Genomic DNA, 17,810 nt, shown 5'->3' on the forward strand with positions numbered 1-17,810 from the left:
CCGTGACCGAGGCTGTAGGATAAGTGTGTCCGGGGGAAGGGGCAGCTTGGCCATCAGCGGCTTTGTGCAACAGAGCCCTAAAACACCCTCACGTCCCCGCCGCTGTGGCATCGCTGTTGGAGGTTATTGCAGACCTTAGCGCGCGCGCAGAGAACGACTGCTCCGAAGCTGCGGGAAACGCTGATTTGGGGTGGTGAAAATCCCCCTGCCTCAAAATGCGTTTGTTGACACGAAGTTATAAATTGCGTTACGTTACACGAATTTAGGTGTAGCAGATGAAACTGAAACTTGAGACATATACGCCAGCGGAAGCCGAGGCGATTACAGCGGTCAAACAAGCGACAGTTCGCAACTGGCGCCGTGCTGGCCACCTGCCTCGGCAGGAAGGTCACGCACGTTACAACTTGGCTGACATGCTGGTCATGTTCGTGATGGGCATGCTGGTTTCGCGCGGGACCACCCCGGAAGCGGCAAAAGAGTTTGCGAGCGAAACTGCCCGTGCGATTTTCCAAAGCACGATCTGTAGCATGAAAGCATTTTCGGAAGGTGTTCATGCCATGGCAAAAGCAGAGCTTGGGGAAATCTCGGAAGAAGAGATTTCCCCGTTCAAGGCAAGGTTTGGCGCCGAGTTTCGCATTGAGACGCTTGAATTCGTGCGCAGCCAAGAAATCATGATCAAGGCGGCTGAGCAGATGGCCGGAGTTGCCGAGATGAAGCATCCTAGCTGGTTGATTATTTGGGCGGACGGAGGGCTGGAGTTTCTTTTCGGCGATGAGGATGAAGACGACGACTTCTTCGGGAATATTCAACACGGTCAGCCATATGTACAAGGGCCGGTCATGCTCTTTTGCCTCGGGGCTCTGGCGCAAATGGTGATCGACCGACTTCCCCGCCCGGCAATTCGTTTGGACGAGGAAGGCCAGTGATGGCATCGCTTGCGCTTATTCTCGCCACTGAACGCAACGCTGCGAAGCTGCTCGACATGAAGCCCGCCGATTTTCGCGGGCTAGTGGATGCGGGAGTGTTGCCAAAACCTGCCGAAATCGGCGGATTCGAGCGTTGGGATGTGGAGCAACTGCGCGCCATCGCCCTCGGTGATTTGGCCAATGGTGCAGGGGTGATCGAATGGTGACCCATCGCAAGAAACTGCTTTGGCGTCATCCCGCTGGCCGCTGGTATGTCAGGAAGTACATGAACGGCAAGATGGCCTACCTGGGCCGGATCAAGGCGGAGGAAGGCACCGCCGAATTTGATCGCCAGTATTGGGAAATCGTGAGCGGCAAGAAAGCAGCGGCTAAAACTTCATGGGGCGCGTTGATCGAGGCGATGAAGGAAACGGACAAATGGTCCAACTTCTCACCGCGCTATCGCAAAGACCTTGAACGTGTCTTTGAATATCTCAAAGAGAAGGTCGGTCATGCGGATGTAGCCTGCCTGACCCAGGCGGACATCTATGACGCGATGGAGAAGAATCGGGATCGTATCCGGTTCGCCAATTATATCCCGACCGCAATCAGCATGTTGTCCAAGCTCGCGATCCGAAAGCGGTGGCGAAAGGATAACCCGGCGATCGACATTGAGCCGCTCAAGGTGCCAAAGGCACGTCAGAAGCCTCATCTGCCGTGGGAGGACTGGGCGGTGGAAAAGATGCGCAGTGAAGGCGAGGCAATCCCGCTGCTCATTTTTGAGATCGGTGTGGGTAGCGTCCAGCGTCCGGGCGATTGGGTAGACTTCCAGTGGGGAGACTATGACGGGGATACGCTCAAGCTGCGCCAGAATAAGACAGACAAGCCGCTCCAACTTCCCTGCACTGCCGCGCTCAAAGCGGCGCTGGATCGTGCCAAGGCTGAGCTTGCATTCGCACCACACCCGTCTCGGCACATCCTGACGCGATCGGATGGCTCGGCGATGGACTATCACGCAATGGCACGCGTCATGGTGCGCGAACGCAAGCGACTGGGCCTCATGGACTTTGATCAACACGCCCTGCGCTATCGCGGCGTGATGGAATTGGCATGGGCGGGATGCACCGATGACGAGATCGCCAGCTTCAGCGGTCACACTTCAAAAGCGATGATTATCAAATATGCGGGGGAGGCAAGGCAAATCATGCGAGCACGTCAAGCTGCGGCGAAGCGCAAATGAATAGAACAAGCACAGAACGTGAAACTGATACCCAAATTGATACCCTGACCCAACGCGATCATGCTAACGCATTGAAAAATATGGAGGCGAGTAGGAGAATCGAACTCCTGTACACGGATTTGCAATCCGCTGCGTCACCACTCCGCCAACTCGCCATCCGTGTGGTTCACGCCATTTAGCCGATGTCACAAGGCGGCGCAAGTGGTCAAGCGGTCTGTGGTGAAAGCTGGTAGCCTCCGGCCCGGATCGGGTGCGCATTGGCCCTCGTCGGGAGCGCCTGCAAGCGTCTTGGAGGCCCGTGGTCACACACGCGAACACATCAGTTCATTTTCTCGGGAACAGTTTGCGATCCCGTTGGTTCGCCTCTCAAGGGTTATCCAGACAGGGCCGAACCATTGCGGAACGCCGTTTTCCTCATCAGCCCGCTGCTGCTCGGCGGCTGCGCGGGACGACATAACTGGCTTGCGGGCGCCGGGGCCGAGGCGGCCCGTATCGAACATCTGTTCTGGGTCCTGCTGATCGGCGCAGCCGTCATCTGGTGCACCATCATCGCCGCCGCCGTCTATGCGAATCGGCGGCAGGTCGACCCCAAGCTGGAACGACAGGCGCGCTGGTTCATCATCTGGGGCGGCGCGGTGATTCCGACATTTCTGGTCAGCGGCCTGCTGATCTGGGGCATGGTCATCCTGCGCGACATCACCTCGGATGGCGGCGACATCACCGTGCGGGTCGATGGCGAGCGCTGGTGGTGGCGAGTGATCTACGACGGCCCTGATGGCGACGTGGTGACCGCCAACGAGATCCGCCTGCCGGTGGGCCAGACCGCGCTGTTCCGGCTGACGGCGGATGATGTAATTCATTCGTTCTGGGTTCCCGCCCTGGGCGGCAAGATGGACATGATCCCCGGCCGCGAAACCACGCTTGCGTTGACCCCGCAAAAGACCGGCAGCTGGGGCGGGCTCTGCGCCGAATTCTGCGGCGGGGCGCATGCGCTGATGCGCTTTGACGCGGTGGTGATGGAGCCGGAGGATTTCGACGCATGGCTCGCCGCCGAAGCCGCGCCTGCGCAGGTGGCCGAGGGCGATCCCGGCCTTGCGATCTTTCTCGAAGAGGGCTGCGGCGCCTGCCACAGCATTCGCGGCACGCAGGCTGCCGGACCGGTCGGCCCCGACCTGACCCATGTCGCCGCCCGCGAGCGGCTTGGCGCCGGGATCTACGCCATGAACGCAGACAACATGGCCCGGTGGGTCACCGAAACCCACGAGATGAAGCCGGGCATCGACATGCCGCCCTATCCCGATCTGGACGGCGCGCGCCTTGACCGGCTCGTCACGTTCCTCATGAGCCTGGATCACGCCGAATGACACAGGAAATAGACCTTTCCAAGCTGCCGCCCGCCCAGCCTTTTGACGAGGCCCGCGACAAGGCGCAGCGCGCACGCCTGATGACGGTCTGGCAAGAGCCGCCGGGCTGGAAGATCATCACCGCAGTCAACAACAGCCATATCGGCAAATGGTATCTGCTGACCTCCTTCGCCTTCTTCGTCTTTGCGGGCATCCTTGCGCTGATGATCCGGGCGCAGCTGGCGGTGCCGAACAACGATCTGTTCAGCCAGCAGCTTTATAACCAGCTGTTCACCCTGCACGGCACGGCGATGATGTTCCTGTTTGCGGTGCCGATCTTCGAGGCGGTGGCGATCCTGATCCTGCCCGAAATCCTTGGCGCGCGCGATCTGCCGTTTCCGCGGCTGTCGGCCTTTGGCTACTGGTGCTTCCTGATCGGCGGTGTGTTCGTCTGCGGCTCGATCCTGTTCGGCGTGGCCCCCGATGGCGGCTGGTTCATGTACACGCCGCTGTCGTCGAACACCGAATACAGCGGGCTTGGCGCCGATATCTGGCTGCTCGGCCTGTCGTTCATCGAGGTGTCGAGCATCGCCGCCGCCGTCGAGCTGATCGTCGGCGTGCTGAAATGCCGCCCCCCGGGGATGCGGCTGAACCTGATGCCGCTTTATTGCTGGTACGTTCTGGTGGTGGCAGGGATGATCCTGTTTGCCTTCCCGCCGTTGATCGCCGGGGATCTGCTGCTCGAGATGGAGCGCGCCTTTGGCTGGGCCTTCTTCGATGTCGACCGGGGCGGCGATCCGATGCTGTGGCAGCACCTGTTCTGGATCTTTGGCCACCCCGAGGTTTATATCGTGTTCCTGCCATCGATCGCGCTGATCGCGACGATGCTGCCGACCTTTGCCGGGCGGCCCATGGTGGGGCATAGCTGGATCGTGCTGTCTGCGATCGGCGTGGCCTTCCTGAGCTTTGGGCTCTGGGTGCATCACATGTTCACCACCGGGCTGCCGGAAATCTCGCTGAGTTTCTTCAGCGCGGCCTCCGAGGCGGTGGCGGTGCCGACCGGCATCCAGATATTCTGCTTCATTGCCACGATGCTGGTCAGCAAGCTGCGCCCTTCGGTGCCGATGCTGTTTGCAGGCGGCGCGCTGGCGATCTTTGTCTTTGGCGGGCTGACCGGTGTCATGGTGGCGCTGGTGCCCTTCGACTGGCAGGCGCATGACAGCTATTTCGTCGTGGCGCATCTGCATTACACGCTGATTGGCGGGATGCTGTTCCCGCTGATGGCGGGGATTTGCTACTGGTACCCGTTCGTGACGCAAAGGGCGATGAATGACCGTGCGTCCCGCTGGGCGTTCTGGCTGATGTTCGGCGGGTTCAACCTTGCCTTCCTGCCAATGCACTGGACCGGCATCATGGGCATGCCGCGCCGGGTCTGGACATATGATCTCTCCGATGGCTGGGCGGTGCTGAACATGGTATCGACCATCGGGGCCTTTGTTTTTGCCGCCGGTTTCGCGGTGCTGGCCGCCAACGTGCTCTGGCCACGGGGCAAGGCGCCACTGGTCGCGCGCAACATCTGGAACGCTGGCACCATGGAATGGTCCGGCGAAGTTCCGGGCAAGCCGTGGGGCGCGCGGTCGATCCCCTATATCCACACCCGCTATCCGCTGTGGGAGCAGCCCGGCCTCGTCGAGCAGATCGACCGGGGTGAATGGTTCCTGCCTGACGCCGAAGAGGGCAAGCGCGAGCTGATCGTGACCGATATTCTCGACGCGCGGCCCCTCTACGTGCAGCGGGTCGGCGGGCCGACCTTCCTGACGCTTGGCTCGGCCTTCTGCCTTGGCACGGTGTTTATCCTTGCCACCTTTCACCTCTGGTCGCTGGCGCTGGCATTCGGCGCGGGATTCATCGGCTTCACCCTGTGGTGGCTGTGGACCGGCACCTCTGAAATTCCCGAGCGGCCCAGCAAGCCGGTGGGGCGCGGGCTGACGCTGCCAACCTATGCGCAGGGCAACCGCTCGCCCGGCTGGTGGGCGGTGTTCATCACCATGACCGGCGATATGACCGCCTTTATGGGGCTGGTGTTCAGCTATCTCTTCTACTGGACGGCGCTGCCCGATTTCTTCCCGGTCGCGGCGCAGATCCCGGCGTTGCACTGGCTGCTTCTCGGTCTTGGCGGGCTGATTGTCGGCTGGTTGATGAGCGTCGGCGCGCGCCGGCAACTGGGGCAGGGCGCGCGCGGCACCGCGATGGCGCTGCTGCTGGGGGCAGTGCTGGCGGGCTTTGCCGGGCTGGGGGCCTGGGCCTTTGCCGCCCATGAGGCCGGGCTTGATCCGACCGTGCACAGCTTTGATGCGATGGTCTGGATGCTGGTGCTGTGGATGGGGCTGCATTTGCTGCTGAACGCGGTGATGCATGTCTATGTCGCGGCGCGCATCTGGGCCGACATCTGCAACCCGGACTACCGGGCAGACCTGATGAACCTGACGCTGTTCACCCATTTTCTGGCACTGACGGCGATTGTCATCTTCATCCTGCTGGCGGTGTTCCCAATGCTGATGGGTGCGGTATGAGACACGAATCCGACAAGCAGCCGGGCCGCTTTGGCCCTCCGGGAGACGCACCGCGGGTCATCGATCAAGGCTCGGTCTGGATCATGGTCGCCGCCCCGACGCTCTGGGCGATTCATTTCGTGGCCAGCTATGTGCTGGCGGCGACATGGTGCGCCAAGGCCGGGCCAGCGCTGAGCGAGCCGCGCTGGATCATCGTCGCCATGGGGGTGGTTTGCATCGCGCTGATCGTCTGGCTGGGGATGATGGCAGTGCGGCGCTACGGCGGCGTCTTCGTGATCTTCGAAGAAATCACCGAAAGTTCGGAGCGCGGGCGCGACAAATTCATCGGCCATGTCTCGTTGTTGCTCTGCGTGCTCTCGGTGATGGCGATCATCTTCACCACGCTGCCCGGCTTCATGTTCAGCACATGCTGATGCGGCGCGCCATCGCCTGCGCGCTGCTGGCGGCGCTGTGGTTCGGGCCATTGCCGGGGCTGGCGACGGGGTCGATGGTGCTGCACATGGTGCTGCATCTGGGGGTGACCACGGCGGTTCCGGCGCTCTGGGCGCCGCGCCTGCCGCTGGCCGGGCCGGTGGCACTGCTGCTGGGCGGTGTGGTCGAAATGGTGGTTGTCTGGGGCTGGCACCTGCCGGGCCCGCATCTCTGGGCGCGGTTCACCGGCAGTGGATTTGCGCTGGAACAGGCGTCCTTCCTTGGCGCGGGGATGCTGCTTTGGGCGGCAGCGCGCAGCGCTGGCCCGTTCGGCGGCGCGCTGGTGCTGCTGGCGACCACCATGCACATGACACTGCTGGGGGCGCTGATCGGGCTAAGCCCGCGCGATCTCTATGGCGGGATCTGCGCCGGGCATCTGAGGCTGAGCGCGCTTCAGGAACAGCAGATCGCCGGGGCGCTGATGGCGGGCGCGGGCGGCGCGATCACCCTTGTCGCCGCGCTGGGGCGGCTGGCGAGGGCATTGGAACTCAAGGAGGCGCAGGCATGACGCGCTGGAAACTCTGGGCGGGGGCGGCGCTGGCCGTGCTGGTTATCGGTGGCAACGCTTTTTACTGGCTGGGTGCCTATAACATCGCCGCCAGCAAACCACATCTGCCGGGCGTCAGCGGGGCGCTGCACCAGTATCTGCGCAACGCGGTGACGGTGCGCGGCTGGGGCGTGCATATGCCCGAACATGTCGATCTTGCCGACGACGGGCTGATCCGCCTTGGCGCAGGGCATTTCGCCACCGGCTGCATGAGCTGCCACGGCGCGCCGGGGATTGCGCGCAACCCGGTCGTTACCGGAATGCAGCCCGAACCGCCGATGCTAAGCGGCGATTACGAGGCCCCCGAATACTGGTGGATCGCCCGCCACGGGTTCAAATACACCGGCATGCCGGCTTGGCCCGGCGAAGGGCGCGATGACGAACCATGGGCGCTGGCGGCCTTCCTGTCGCGCTACGACAGCTTTGACCGGGCCTCTTTCGAGGCGGCCGCCTTTGGCCGCGCCGGGGCCTATGACGGCGATGGCGTGCGCTTTGGCGGCCTGCCGGGCGCGATCCCGCCCGAGCTGGGCTGCGCCCGCTGCCATGGCGACGACGGGCTGGGCCGCGACGGCACCGCGCCCAAGCTTGCGGGCCAGTCACAAGCATGGCTGTCGCTGGTGCTGAGCGCCTATGCCGACGGGCACCGCGAGAGCGGCTTCATGGAACCGCTCGCCGCCCCGCTGAGCGAGCAGACCATCGACGCGCTGGCGGCGCGCTACGCCGGGATGGGCGGGACATGGCAGGCAAAGACGCTGGCGATGGGCGATCCCGCGCGCGGCGAAACGCTCGCCCGGCAGGGCAGCGAACATGACGACATCCCCAGTTGCGCATCGTGCCACGGCGCCAATGCCCGCGCCGACACTCCAAGGATCGCGGGGCAGGATGGCTACTGGCTGGTCAACTGGCTGCACTTGTACCGCGATGGCCCGGTGCCGCAGACCCCGCGCGCGCATCTGATGGCCGCCGCCGCAAGACCGCTCAGCGACACCGATATTCTTGACCTTGCCGCCTATTACGCCGGGGGCGGCTAACCTCGCCTTAACCAGACCCGCGCGAGGATCGGCGCATGATTGTCCTGCGCCTGCTTCGCCTGTTGCTGCCTGCCCTGATCCCGTCCTGGCGGTTCTTTCGCGCTGTCGCCGCCTCGCCCCGGATCGAGGTTTGTGCCGCTGGCAGCGCCGATTGGCGCGAGGTGGCGCCGCGCCCCGATCACCTGTCTCTGGCGCGCATGTGCCGACGGATGCTGTGGAACCCGCGCTGGAACGAGGCGCTGTATCTTGTCAGTCTGGCGGAACGGGTGGTGGAACAGGGCTCGGCCCATGCCATGCACGAGTTGCAACAGCGGGTCAGCAAACTGCGCCCGAACGAGCGGCTTGAGCTGCGGCTAGTGTTCATCAACGTACAGGGCGGCGCGCTGATGCGCGAGGTGCTGTACCAGAGCGCCCCGTTCGGAGGGCCGTGCTGAATGGGCTTTGAGTTCGCGCTGCGGCTGACCGAGGTGATGCTGGCGCTGGCACTGGCGCAGCAAAGCCTCGAGCAGATCGCGATAGATCGCCGCGATGCGCCGTGGCTGGGCCTGCGGCTGGCGCTATGCGCCGCGCTGCTGGTCCCGGCACTGGCCGCGCCGGCGATCTGGGGCCTGTTCGGGTTGGGGCTCTGGTGGCTCTGGCGCTACGACGGCCCGTTCAACGGCGGCTCGGACAAGATGACCTTGCTGATCCTCGCCTGCCTGAGCGCCGCGCATCTGGCGCCAGACCGGTTCTGGGCCGAAATGGCGCTGGCCTATCTCGCGGTGCAGCTGGTGCTTAGCTATGTGATTTCGGGGCAGGTCAAGCTGATGAACCCGGCTTGGCGCAGCGGCGAGGCACTGCGCGACGTGTTCCTGTTTTCCGCCTATCCGGTCAGCGAAGGGCTGCGCGGGCTGGCCGACCGGCGGCTCGTCACCTTTTGGGGCGGCTGGCTGGTGATGCTGACCGAGAACGCCTTTCCGCTGTTCCTGCTGCACCCGCTGGCGCTGCTTGCCGGGCTGGTGCTGGCGGCGGGGTTTCACTTGTCGAACGCCCTGCTGTTCGGGCTGAACCGGTTCTTCTGGATCTGGCTGTGCGCCTGGCCCTCGCTGATCTGGCTTCAGGGGCGGCTGACGGGCTAGGGGTCAGCCCGCCAGCAAGCCCATCAACCGCTCTGTATCGATCGCATGACACAAGCCCGCGGCGGGCCGGGCCAGCGGCACGGTCTGCGCGGCGCACAGCGCATTCAGCACCGCCTCATCCACCGCCTCGACCGCGGCCATGTACACCGGGTCCAGCCGCTCGTCGTTCAGGCAGCTCATCTGGCGCCACGCCCCCGAAAATTGCGGCAGCTCCATCTGGTTGGCAGTCGAGAGCGCAAGGAAGATATCGCCGGAATTGTTGCCTCCGGGCGAGCCGGCCCGCCCGATGCCGATGGCGGCACGGCGCGACAGCCGTTCCAGCTGACCGGGCAACAGCGGCAGGTCGGTGGCGAGGATGACGATGATCGAGCCGCGCTCGCTGCTCATGCCGGGAATCCGGTGATCCGTCATCGCCTCGCCGACGCGCTTGCCGGCAACCGTCAGCCAGGGGCGCAGCCCGTGGTTCGCCTGCACCAGCGCCCCAAGCGTAAATCCCTGCCCGTCGATGTCGATGGCGCGCGACGCGGTGCCGGTGCCGCCCTTGAACTCGTAGCAGATCATCCCCGCGCCGCCGCCGCTGTTGCCCTCGGCAACCGGGCCGGGGCGCGCCGCGTCCAGCGCCCTGCGGGCAAGGTCTTCGGTGACGTGCAGGCCGTTGATGTCGTTGAGAACGCCGTCATAGGTTTCGGCAACCACCGGCATCGCCCACAGGTGGTTGTCTTCCCACGTGGCGCCATAGGTTTCGATCATCCAGCGCACCGCCGCGGTATGACAGGCCCCGATGGCATGCGAATTCGAAATCATGATCGGCCCGGCCAGCCAGCCGCCATCGCGCACCCAATGTGCCCCGGTCATCTCGCCATTGCCGTTCAGGCTGAACTGCCCGGCCCAGACCGGGCGTGGCACCGGATCGCGCCCGCGCGGCAAGATCGCGGTGACGCCGGTCTGCACCTGGATGCCACGGGTCGCCAGCTTCGGGTCACGCGATGACAGCAGCTCGGCGGTGCCGACCTCGATGCCGGGCACATCGGTGATGGCGTTGAGCGGGCCGGGCGTGCCGGGCAGGGGAATCCCCACCGCACGGGCGCGGGGACGGGTTGGCGATGTCATGTCTGGCGTCTCGATCTGAGGTAGAGGCCGATGGCGGCGACAAGCAGCGTGAACAGCAGCATCAGCGTCGCGATGGCGTTGATTTCCGGCTTGATGCCACGGCGCAGCATCCCCCAGATGTGGATCGGCAGCGTGGTGTTGCCGGTGCCGGCGATGAAATAGGTGATCACCAGATCATCCATCGAGATGATGAAGGCCAGCAGCCCGCCGCCAAGAATGCCCGGCGCGATGGTCGGCAGGGTGATCTTGCGAAAGGTCTGCGCCGGGGTGGCGCCCAGATCGGCCGAGGCCTCTTCGAGACCGGGATCGCTTTGCGCCAGCCGGGCCGAGACGGTGACAAAGACATAGGACACCAGAAAGGTCGACTGGCCGATGATGATCGTCATCATCGACAGGTTCATGCCGATGGTGATGAAAAAGATCAGCAGCGCGATGCCCAGCACGATATCGGGCATGATCATCGGCAGCATCATCAGCGCCCGGTACATCGGCGCCAGCCGGAAGCGATAGCGCGCCACCGCCAGCGCCAGCGCGGTGCCGAACACGGTCGACAGCGCCGAGGTCGACAGCGCGACGATCAGGCTGGTGCGCACCGCGTCGTACAGCTGCCGGGTGCTGTCGACATAGGTGGCGCTGTCGGCCAGCGCGGTCTTCATCCCGAGGATCTGCCGGTACCAATCCAGCGTGAAGCCGTCCCAGATCATCATGTTCAGCGTGTTGGCGTTGAACGAATAGATCACCACCAGCAGGATCGGCGCGTAGACAAAAGCAAGGAACAGCAGGCCATAAAGGCTCAGCAGGCGGCGCATACTCATGCCCTTGCCCTCGCAAGCCGCATCTGTGCCAGCAGCAGAACCAGCACCGCCGCCATCACCAGCATCGCCAGCGCCGATCCGAAGGGCCAGTTGCGCGCCGACAGGAATTGCTGCTCGATCAGGTTGCCGATCATCAGCACCTTTGCCCCGCCCAGCACCGAGGGCACGATGAAATTTCCAAGCGCCGGGATGAAGGTGATCACCGATCCGCCGACGATCCCCGGCATCGTGGCTGGTAGCACCACCTTGCGAAAGGTCTGCCAGCGGATGGCGCCAAGATCAGACGACGCCTCGATCTGCGCCATGTCGAGCTTTTCGATCGCGCCGTAAAGCGGCAGGAACATGAACGGGATGAACACGTAGGTCATGCCAAGGATCACCGCGAAATCGGTGTACAGGAATTCCACCGGCGCCGAGGTCAGCCCGGCCCCCATCAGCGCCTGATTGAGAAACCCGGTGGGCCGCAGGATCAGCACCCATGCGAACAGCCGCACGATCAGGCTGACAAAGAACGGCAGGGTCACAAGAAAGATGGCAAAGGCGCGCAGCCCAGGGCGCATCCGGCTGATCCAGAACGCCGCCGGATAGCAGATCAGCAGGCTGCTCAGCACCGTCAGCCCGGCCAGCCGCAGCGAGCGCAGGAAGATGGCGATATAGACCGGGTCAAACGTCTCGTAGCGGGTGTTGGCCCAGCCAAGGATGCGCCCGAAATTGAGATGCGAGAACACCCAGTCGACGCCGCCATACAGCCCCGGCGTCAGAAAGGCATAGACCAGCATGATCAGCAGCGGGCCGAAGAAAAAGACCAGCAGGAACAGTGTCGGCGCGCCCAGCAGCCCAAGCAGGTGACCCCGTTTGCGGCGCTCAAGACTCATGGCAGCACCTCGTCGATCAGGTGCAGCCCCTGCGCATCGGCATAGAGCGTCATCGCCGCGCCGATATCGGGCAGCGCCCCGTCGGCGCGCAACAGCGCACGCAGCGTGCCATGCCCGGCGGTGTCGAGCACGACCTGATGATCCGTGCCGGTGTAAAACGTCTCGCGCAGCGTGCCGTCAAAGCGCAGGGCGGGGCCGTCGGGGGCACGCAGGCAAAGCGCTTCGGGACGCAGCAACAGCGTGGCAGGCCCGCCCCGGCGCACCGCCGCAAAGCCTTGCCCGTCACGCAGGCGCGCAGTGGTGCCCGAGACCTCTGCGGACAGCAGGTTGCTTTCGCCCAGGAAATCGGCGGTGAACAGGTTGGCCGGTGTGCGGTACAGCGCGCCCGGCGTGCCGATCTGCTGGATGCGGCCATGCGCCAGCACCGCGATGCGGTCAGACATGGTCAGGGCTTCTTCCTGATCGTGGGTGACGAAAATGAAACCGATGCCCAGCTCGCGTTGCAGCGCCTTGAGTTCCTGCTGCATCTTCTGGCGCAGGTTCTTGTCGAGCGCCGACAGCGGCTCGTCGAGCAGCAGCAGTCGCGGCTTTCCCGCCAGCGCCCGTGCCAGCGCCACCCGCTGCTGCTGGCCCCCGGAAAGCTGCGCGATCGAGCGCTGCTGCATGCCGGACATGCCGACAAGATCCAGCATCTCGCCGACGCGGGTGTCGATCTCGCGCTTGTCGCGCCCCGCGATTTCAAGCGCATAGCCGACGTTGCGCCCCACGCTCATATGCCCGAACAGGGCGTAGCGCTGGAACACCGTGTTCACCGGGCGGCGATGTGCGGGCATCTGCGTGACGGCGGTGCCGTCGATCAGCACATCGCCATCGTCCAGCGTCTCAAAGCCGCTGATGGTGCGCAGCAAGGTGGTCTTGCCGCAGCCCGACGGGCCCAGCAGCGTGACGAATTCGGCGCTGGCAAGCTTCAGCGACACACGGTCGAGCGCGGTCATGCTGCCGCCCTCGGGCGTGGCAAAGACCTTGCGGGCCCCGACGATTTCAAGGGGAGAAGGCATAGTCGTTCGTTCCTGCGATCCGGCGGGACGCGCCCGCCGGAGAGTTTCAATCAGCGGGACGTTTTGATGCGGGTCCATTCCGCATTGTACAGTTGCAGATCGCGGCCAAGGTCTTCGAAGATCTGCAGCGACTGGATGACCTCCTGCGACGGGTAGATCGTCTCGTTGGCGGCGATCTCGGCGGGGATCAGCTCTTGCGCGGGCAGGTTGGGGGTGCCGTTCATCTGCTGCGCCACGTTCAGCGCGGCGATCTCGGGGTGCAGGTAGAATTCAAGAAACGCCTGTGCGGCCTGCTTGTTCGGCGCCGATTCCAGAACGCAGATGTCTTCCTGATACATCGTCGCGCCTTCCTTGGGGATGATGTAGCCGATGGTGTCGGGGTTCTCGGAGACGTAGAGGTTCGCGCCCACGTACCAATGCGCGGCGGCCACATCGCCCGAAATCACCTGCGGCACGGAATCATAGGTAAAGGCGGTCACCCCGGCGCTGTGCTCGATCACGTAATCCGCCGCCGCTTTGACCTGCGCAGGATCGGTGGCGTTGACCGGAGCGCCGGTCATGATCAGGCCGATGCCGATGGTTTCGCGCAGATCGTCCAGCAGGGTGATCTTCTTGCCCGCCTCGCCAAGGGCAAAGAAATCCTCCCAGCCGGTGATCTCGCCCGCCAGCGCCTTGTTGTAGACGATGCCGACATTGCCCCATGCATAGGGCAGGCAATATTCGGCATCGGGATCGGTTTTCGCGCGCACGAATTGCGGGTCGATATTGGCAAAGCCGGGTGCCTTGCCGATGTCGGTCTTGGCTAGCAGGCCAAGCTGGAACAGGATGTCATGCATGTGCACCGACGGGAAAACGATGTCGTAACCCGTGGCACCGGCTTGGATCTTGGCAAGCATTTCCTCGTTTGAACCATAGCTGTCGAGGGTGACCTCGATGCCGGTTTCTTCGGTAAAGGCGTCAAGCACGGCGGGGTTGATGTAATCGCCCCAGTTGTACAGCGACAGCCGCTCTTGAGCAGAGGCGGCAAGCGGCGCCAGCAGCAGGGTTGCGCTTAGGGCAAGGGGCGATTTGTGCGTCATGGGGGCGTCCTGTCAGATGATGTTCCGGTTTTTCCTTGAGTCGGGAAGATGGAGTGATACTGTCATTTTGGTCAAATGTTAGTTTTCTGTCATATAGGATTGCGCATGTCTCACGGGTTTTCCTCCTTCGCCCAGGCGTCTTTCGATGAATTTATAGGCAAGATGGAAGCCGGGCTGCCGGATCTGCCCCGGCAGGAAGCCAAGGTGGCGCAGTATTTCCTGCTGAACCTCAACGCGATCTCGTTCGAGACCGGCAAGACCATCGCGCAAAAGGCCGGGGTGGCGGAAATCACCGTCGGGCGGATGCTGCGCCGCTTCGGCTGCGCCGGGATGAAAGAGTTCAAGGAGCTGCTGCGCCACCGCTATTCGGTGATCGGCGACAGCGTGAGCGATGACACCGCCGAGCTCAGCGGCGACTGGCAACAGCAGAGGGCCGCCGAGCTGCGCGCCGTCGGTACGGTGTATTCGCGGATCGGCTCTCCGGCCTTTGCAGCGGCCGAACGCTATCTGCGCGAGGCGGACGAGGTACATGTCACCGGGTTTCAGACCGTGCGCGGCCTTGCCGAAGACACCGCGCGACGGATGGCGCTGGCCCGCCCGCGCGTGCGCTTTGTGTCTGGCCACGACAGCATGTTGTCCGAATGGCTTGATCCGCCCAAACTAGGCGCAAGCTGCCTGCTGATCATCGACGTGGTGCCCTATGCCGCCGAATGCGAAACGCTGGCGCGGCTGGCCCGCGAGCAGGGCCGCACGGTCGTGGTGGTGACCGACGAATATTGCCACTGGGCGCAGGAGGTGACGGATGCGGTGATCAACGCGCCTTCGAAAACCGGCCTGTTTCTGGAATCGGTTCTGGGCCTGACCGCTGCGACCAGCCTGCTGATCCATGCGGTGGCAACCGGCCCGGGCAGCGACCCCGACCAGCGCCTGCGCGACTGGAAGCGTCTGGCGCAGCGCATCGGTATCTTCTGAACGCGCCTACGCCGGACGCAAGCGGGCGGGCCGACACAGTGTTGGTCAGCCAGCCGCGCCTAATCTGGTTTATGTAAGCTTTGCCCCAGACCAGAAACCCGGCCCGGGGCAGATGCTCAGCGCTCTGCGATCAGCGCGATAAGCTTGCGGTGATCGGCGTCAAAATTGCGGATGCCCTCGGCCAGCTTTTCCGTCGCCATGGCATCGGCGTTGAGCGCCCAGCGGAAGGCAGGCTCGTCATAGCTGGCCTTCGCCACACCGGTGGCCTTTTCGGGCGACAGCATGCGCGGCAGCTCGGATGTATCCGCCGCCATCTCGTCGAGCAGCTTGGGCGAGATCGTCAGGTTGTCACAGCCCGCAAGCGCCTTGATCTGGTCGGTGTTGCGGAAGGACGCGCCCATCACCACGGTGTCGATGCCGTTGGACTTGTAATAATCGTAGATGCCGCGCACCGATTTGACGCCGGGGTCTTCATCGGGGGCGTAGCTGTCGACGCCCTCGGCCTTCTTGTACCAGTCGGTGATCCGCCCCACGAAGGGCGAGATCAGGAAGGCCCCCGCATCGGCGCAAGCCACCGCCTGCGCCATGCAGAACAGCAGCGTCAGGTTGCAGTCGATGCCCTCGTCCTGAAGCACTTCCGCCGCGCGGATGCCCTCCCAGGTGGCCGCGAGCTTGATCAGGATACGGTCCTTGCCGATGCCGCGCGCGGCATAATCGGCGACGATCTCGCGGGCGCGGGCGATCGAGGCGTCCTTGTCAAAGCTCAGGCAGGCGTCGACCTCGGTCGACACCCGGCCCGGCACCAGCCGCGTCAACTCGGCGCCCACGGCGACGGTCAGCGTCGCGACCAGCGCTTCGGGCGACAGCCCGGCGGCGCGGCCCTTTTCGATCTCGGCAGCGATCAGCGCCTCGGACGCCGGGTCCTTCAGCGCCGCCAGCACGAGGCTGGGGTTGGTGGTGCAATCCACCGGCGCCAGCCGCTTGACGGATGCGACCTCTCCGGTGTCGGCCACGACCTTGGTTATGCCGCGCAATTGTTCCAATACGGTGGTCATCGGATGTCCTTTCCCTTTGCTGCCAGCGTTACCAGCAGCAGAAACCGCCGTCTACCAGCAGGTCCACCCCGGTGACATAGGAGGCTGCATCCGACAGCAGGAATACCGCCGGGCCGACCATCTCATCGACCGAGGCCATGCGCTGCATCGGCGTCTGGCTTTCGAATTCCTTGGTCTGGTGCACCATCTCGGGGCGGGTGTTCATCGGCGTGGCGGTATAGCCCGGCGAGATCGAATTGACCCTAATGCCATGGCCGACCCATTCCATCGCGATGGATTTCGACATATGGATCACCCCGGCCTTGGACGCATTGTAATGCACCTGATTGAGGCCACGATTGACGATCACCCCCGACATCGACGCGATATTGACGATCGCGCCGCCCTTGCCATGGGCGATCATCGCCCGGCCCTGCGCGCGGCAGGTCAGCCAGATGCCCTTCATGTTGATGTCCATCAGGGTCTGGTACTGATCCTCTTCCATCTCTTCGATCTTGTTGGCATTGGCGATGCCCGCCGCATTCAGACACAGCGTCAGCGGGCCCAGATCGGCCTCGGTTCGTGCCACGGCCTCGGCCATGGCATCGCACGAGGTCACATCAGCCGCGATCTGAACCGATTTCGCGCCCGCCCGCGCGATGAAATCGGCGGTCTGCGCAAGCCCGTCATCGCTGCGCCGGTCGATCAGCGCGACATTGGCGCCGCATTGCGCTAGCCCCATGGCGATGCGCTGGCCAATGCCGCTACCAGCGCCGGTGACAAAGGCGGTCCGGCCCGAAAGGTCGAACATCTTTGGGGTGTTGAGAGTGATCTCGGCCATGTCTGGCACTCCTTCCGTGCTGCCCTGAGCTCAGGACATGATCAGGCCGCCATCGACGTTGATGGTCTGGCCCGTGATGTAATCGGCGTCGCTGCTGGCAAGAAAGGCGATCAACGCCGCCACGTCCGCGCCCGACCCGGCGCGTTTCATCGGGATATTCTGCACCCAGCTGTCCATCAGCTCGCCGGGGCCGTAATCGCCCAGCATCTTGCCCCAGACGCGGTCGTTGTAATCCCACATATCGGTTTTGATGATGCCCGGGCAGATGGCGTTGACGGTGATGTTGTCCAGCGCCACCTCCTTGGCAAGGCTCTGGGTCATCCCCATGACGCCGAATTTCGACGCGGCATAATGCGGGGTATAGATGAACCCCGCGCGCGCCTGCCCCGAGGCGATGTTGATCAGCTTGCCGCCGCCGCGTTGCCGCATCCGCCGGATCGCTTCCTGGCAGCACAGGAAGGCGCCCTTGGCGTTGACGTCCATGGTGGCGTCCCAGTCGCGCTCGCTCAGATCCTCGATCTTGGCGATGGTGATGATCCCGGCGTTCTGGACCGAGATATCAACCCCGCCGAACGCCTCCTCGGCGGCGTCATAAAGCGCCACCACGGCGGCCTTGTCGGTCACATCGCAGATCACGCCGATGGCGCGGGGCAGCGAGGCCGCCGCCGCCATCACCTGCTCCTCGACCGAGGCAAGCACCACATTCGCCCCCTCGTCCGAGAAACGCTGCGCGATGGCAAAGCCGATGCCCTTGTTGCCGCCGGTCACGACGACGGTCTTGCCTTGAAAACGGGTCAT

The 17,810-nt window shown here is 64.0% G+C and carries 19 protein-coding genes and 1 tRNA gene; 11 read left to right on the forward strand and 9 right to left on the reverse strand.

The genetic code is table 11. The annotated features are described in order from the left end of the window. The first annotated feature begins 275 nt into the window (after nucleotides 1-275). Genes Q4543_RS06915 through Q4543_RS06925 form a run of 3 tightly spaced genes read left to right on the forward strand, consistent with a single transcriptional unit; the run spans nucleotide 276 to nucleotide 2,145 of the window. Nucleotides 276-926, forward strand: a complete 651-nt coding sequence (locus Q4543_RS06915; RefSeq protein WP_303437064.1) for a MerR family transcriptional regulator — start codon at nucleotides 276-278, stop codon at nucleotides 924-926. Further along, entirely contained in the window at nucleotides 926-1,132 is a 207-nt protein-coding gene (locus Q4543_RS06920) for a hypothetical protein (protein ID WP_303437065.1), read from the forward strand. The genes Q4543_RS06915 and Q4543_RS06920 overlap by 1 nt, the downstream gene beginning before the upstream one ends. Next, nucleotides 1,126-2,145 (forward strand): tyrosine-type recombinase/integrase, encoded by a 1,020-nt coding sequence (locus Q4543_RS06925; RefSeq protein WP_303437066.1) that lies wholly within the window; start codon nucleotides 1,126-1,128, stop codon nucleotides 2,143-2,145. Before Q4543_RS06920 ends, Q4543_RS06925 begins: the two co-directional genes overlap by 7 nt. A gap of 81 nt (nucleotides 2,146-2,226) precedes the next feature. Here the strand turns inward: Q4543_RS06925 and Q4543_RS06930 are convergent. After that, nucleotides 2,227-2,300 (reverse strand) — tRNA-Cys (locus tag Q4543_RS06930). A 240-nt stretch (nucleotides 2,301-2,540) separates the two neighbouring features. Here Q4543_RS06930 and coxB point away from each other — a divergent pair. The 7 genes from coxB to Q4543_RS06965 are packed head-to-tail and all read left to right on the forward strand — an operon-like array spanning nucleotide 2,541 to nucleotide 9,228. After that, nucleotides 2,541-3,509, forward strand: coding sequence for a cytochrome c oxidase subunit II (gene coxB / locus Q4543_RS06935; RefSeq protein WP_303437067.1), 969 nt, complete (start codon nucleotides 2,541-2,543; stop codon nucleotides 3,507-3,509). After that, nucleotides 3,506-6,061, forward strand: coding sequence for a cbb3-type cytochrome c oxidase subunit I (locus Q4543_RS06940; RefSeq protein ID WP_303437068.1), 2,556 nt, complete (start codon nucleotides 3,506-3,508; stop codon nucleotides 6,059-6,061). The genes coxB and Q4543_RS06940 overlap by 4 nt, the downstream gene beginning before the upstream one ends. After that, the gene (locus Q4543_RS06945) at nucleotides 6,058-6,474 is read left to right on the forward strand and encodes a hypothetical protein (RefSeq protein WP_303437069.1); all 417 of its coding nucleotides are present in this window, start codon (nucleotides 6,058-6,060) and stop codon (nucleotides 6,472-6,474) included. Before Q4543_RS06940 ends, Q4543_RS06945 begins: the two co-directional genes overlap by 4 nt. Beyond that, nucleotides 6,474-7,040 carry a cytochrome c oxidase assembly protein gene (locus Q4543_RS06950; protein WP_303437071.1) on the forward strand — a complete coding sequence of 189 codons (567 nt, stop codon included), beginning with the start codon at nucleotides 6,474-6,476 and terminating at the stop codon, nucleotides 7,038-7,040. Before Q4543_RS06945 ends, Q4543_RS06950 begins: the two co-directional genes overlap by 1 nt. Next, nucleotides 7,037-8,110 carry a c-type cytochrome gene (locus Q4543_RS06955; RefSeq protein WP_303437072.1) on the forward strand — a complete coding sequence of 358 codons (1,074 nt, stop codon included), beginning with the start codon at nucleotides 7,037-7,039 and terminating at the stop codon, nucleotides 8,108-8,110. Before Q4543_RS06950 ends, Q4543_RS06955 begins: the two co-directional genes overlap by 4 nt. A gap of 35 nt (nucleotides 8,111-8,145) precedes the next feature. After that, nucleotides 8,146-8,544 (forward strand): hypothetical protein, encoded by a 399-nt coding sequence (locus Q4543_RS06960; RefSeq protein ID WP_303437073.1) that lies wholly within the window; start codon nucleotides 8,146-8,148, stop codon nucleotides 8,542-8,544. Further along, nucleotides 8,545-9,228, forward strand: a complete 684-nt coding sequence (locus Q4543_RS06965) for an HTTM domain-containing protein (RefSeq protein ID WP_303437074.1) — start codon at nucleotides 8,545-8,547, stop codon at nucleotides 9,226-9,228. A gap of 3 nt (nucleotides 9,229-9,231) precedes the next feature. Here Q4543_RS06965 and Q4543_RS06970 read toward each other — a convergent pair whose 3' ends face one another. From Q4543_RS06970 to Q4543_RS06990, 5 genes are read right to left on the reverse strand one after another with little or no spacing between them, the layout of a single operon-like run. After that, nucleotides 9,232-10,338, reverse strand: a complete 1,107-nt coding sequence (locus Q4543_RS06970; RefSeq protein WP_303437075.1) for a P1 family peptidase — start codon at nucleotides 10,336-10,338, stop codon at nucleotides 9,232-9,234. Further along, nucleotides 10,335-11,153, reverse strand: coding sequence for an ABC transporter permease (locus tag Q4543_RS06975; RefSeq protein WP_303437076.1), 819 nt, complete (start codon nucleotides 11,151-11,153; stop codon nucleotides 10,335-10,337). The genes Q4543_RS06970 and Q4543_RS06975 overlap by 4 nt, the downstream gene beginning before the upstream one ends. Then, entirely contained in the window at nucleotides 11,150-12,028 is an 879-nt protein-coding gene (locus Q4543_RS06980) for an ABC transporter permease (protein ID WP_303437078.1), read from the reverse strand. Before Q4543_RS06980 ends, Q4543_RS06975 begins: the two co-directional genes overlap by 4 nt. After that, nucleotides 12,025-13,086: an ABC transporter ATP-binding protein gene (locus tag Q4543_RS06985; protein WP_303437079.1), complete on the reverse strand. Its 1,062-nt coding sequence runs from the start codon at nucleotides 13,084-13,086 to the stop codon at nucleotides 12,025-12,027. Before Q4543_RS06985 ends, Q4543_RS06980 begins: the two co-directional genes overlap by 4 nt. A gap of 50 nt (nucleotides 13,087-13,136) precedes the next feature. Next, nucleotides 13,137-14,165: a spermidine/putrescine ABC transporter substrate-binding protein gene (locus tag Q4543_RS06990; RefSeq protein ID WP_303437081.1), complete on the reverse strand. Its 1,029-nt coding sequence runs from the start codon at nucleotides 14,163-14,165 to the stop codon at nucleotides 13,137-13,139. A 105-nt stretch (nucleotides 14,166-14,270) separates the two neighbouring features. Here Q4543_RS06990 and Q4543_RS06995 point away from each other — a divergent pair, with 105 nt between their 5' ends. Then, nucleotides 14,271-15,137, forward strand: a complete 867-nt coding sequence (locus Q4543_RS06995; protein ID WP_303437082.1) for a MurR/RpiR family transcriptional regulator — start codon at nucleotides 14,271-14,273, stop codon at nucleotides 15,135-15,137. Nucleotides 15,138-15,253: 116 nt separating this feature from the next. Here Q4543_RS06995 and tal read toward each other — a convergent pair whose 3' ends face one another. Genes tal through Q4543_RS07010 form a run of 3 tightly spaced genes read right to left on the reverse strand, consistent with a single transcriptional unit; the run spans nucleotide 15,254 to nucleotide 17,810 of the window. Then, nucleotides 15,254-16,192 (reverse strand): transaldolase, encoded by a 939-nt coding sequence (gene tal, locus Q4543_RS07000; RefSeq protein WP_303437083.1) that lies wholly within the window; start codon nucleotides 16,190-16,192, stop codon nucleotides 15,254-15,256. A 28-nt stretch (nucleotides 16,193-16,220) separates the two neighbouring features. Then, a complete protein-coding gene (locus tag Q4543_RS07005; protein WP_303437084.1) occupies nucleotides 16,221-17,012 on the reverse strand; it encodes an SDR family oxidoreductase in 792 nt (263 codons plus the stop codon). Nucleotides 17,013-17,042: 30 nt separating this feature from the next. Beyond that, nucleotides 17,043-17,810 carry an SDR family NAD(P)-dependent oxidoreductase gene (locus Q4543_RS07010; protein ID WP_303437085.1) on the reverse strand — a complete coding sequence of 256 codons (768 nt, stop codon included), beginning with the start codon at nucleotides 17,808-17,810 and terminating at the stop codon, nucleotides 17,043-17,045.

Source organism: Salipiger sp. 1_MG-2023, assembly GCF_030547555.1.
GTDB lineage: Bacteria > Pseudomonadota > Alphaproteobacteria > Rhodobacterales > Rhodobacteraceae > Salipiger.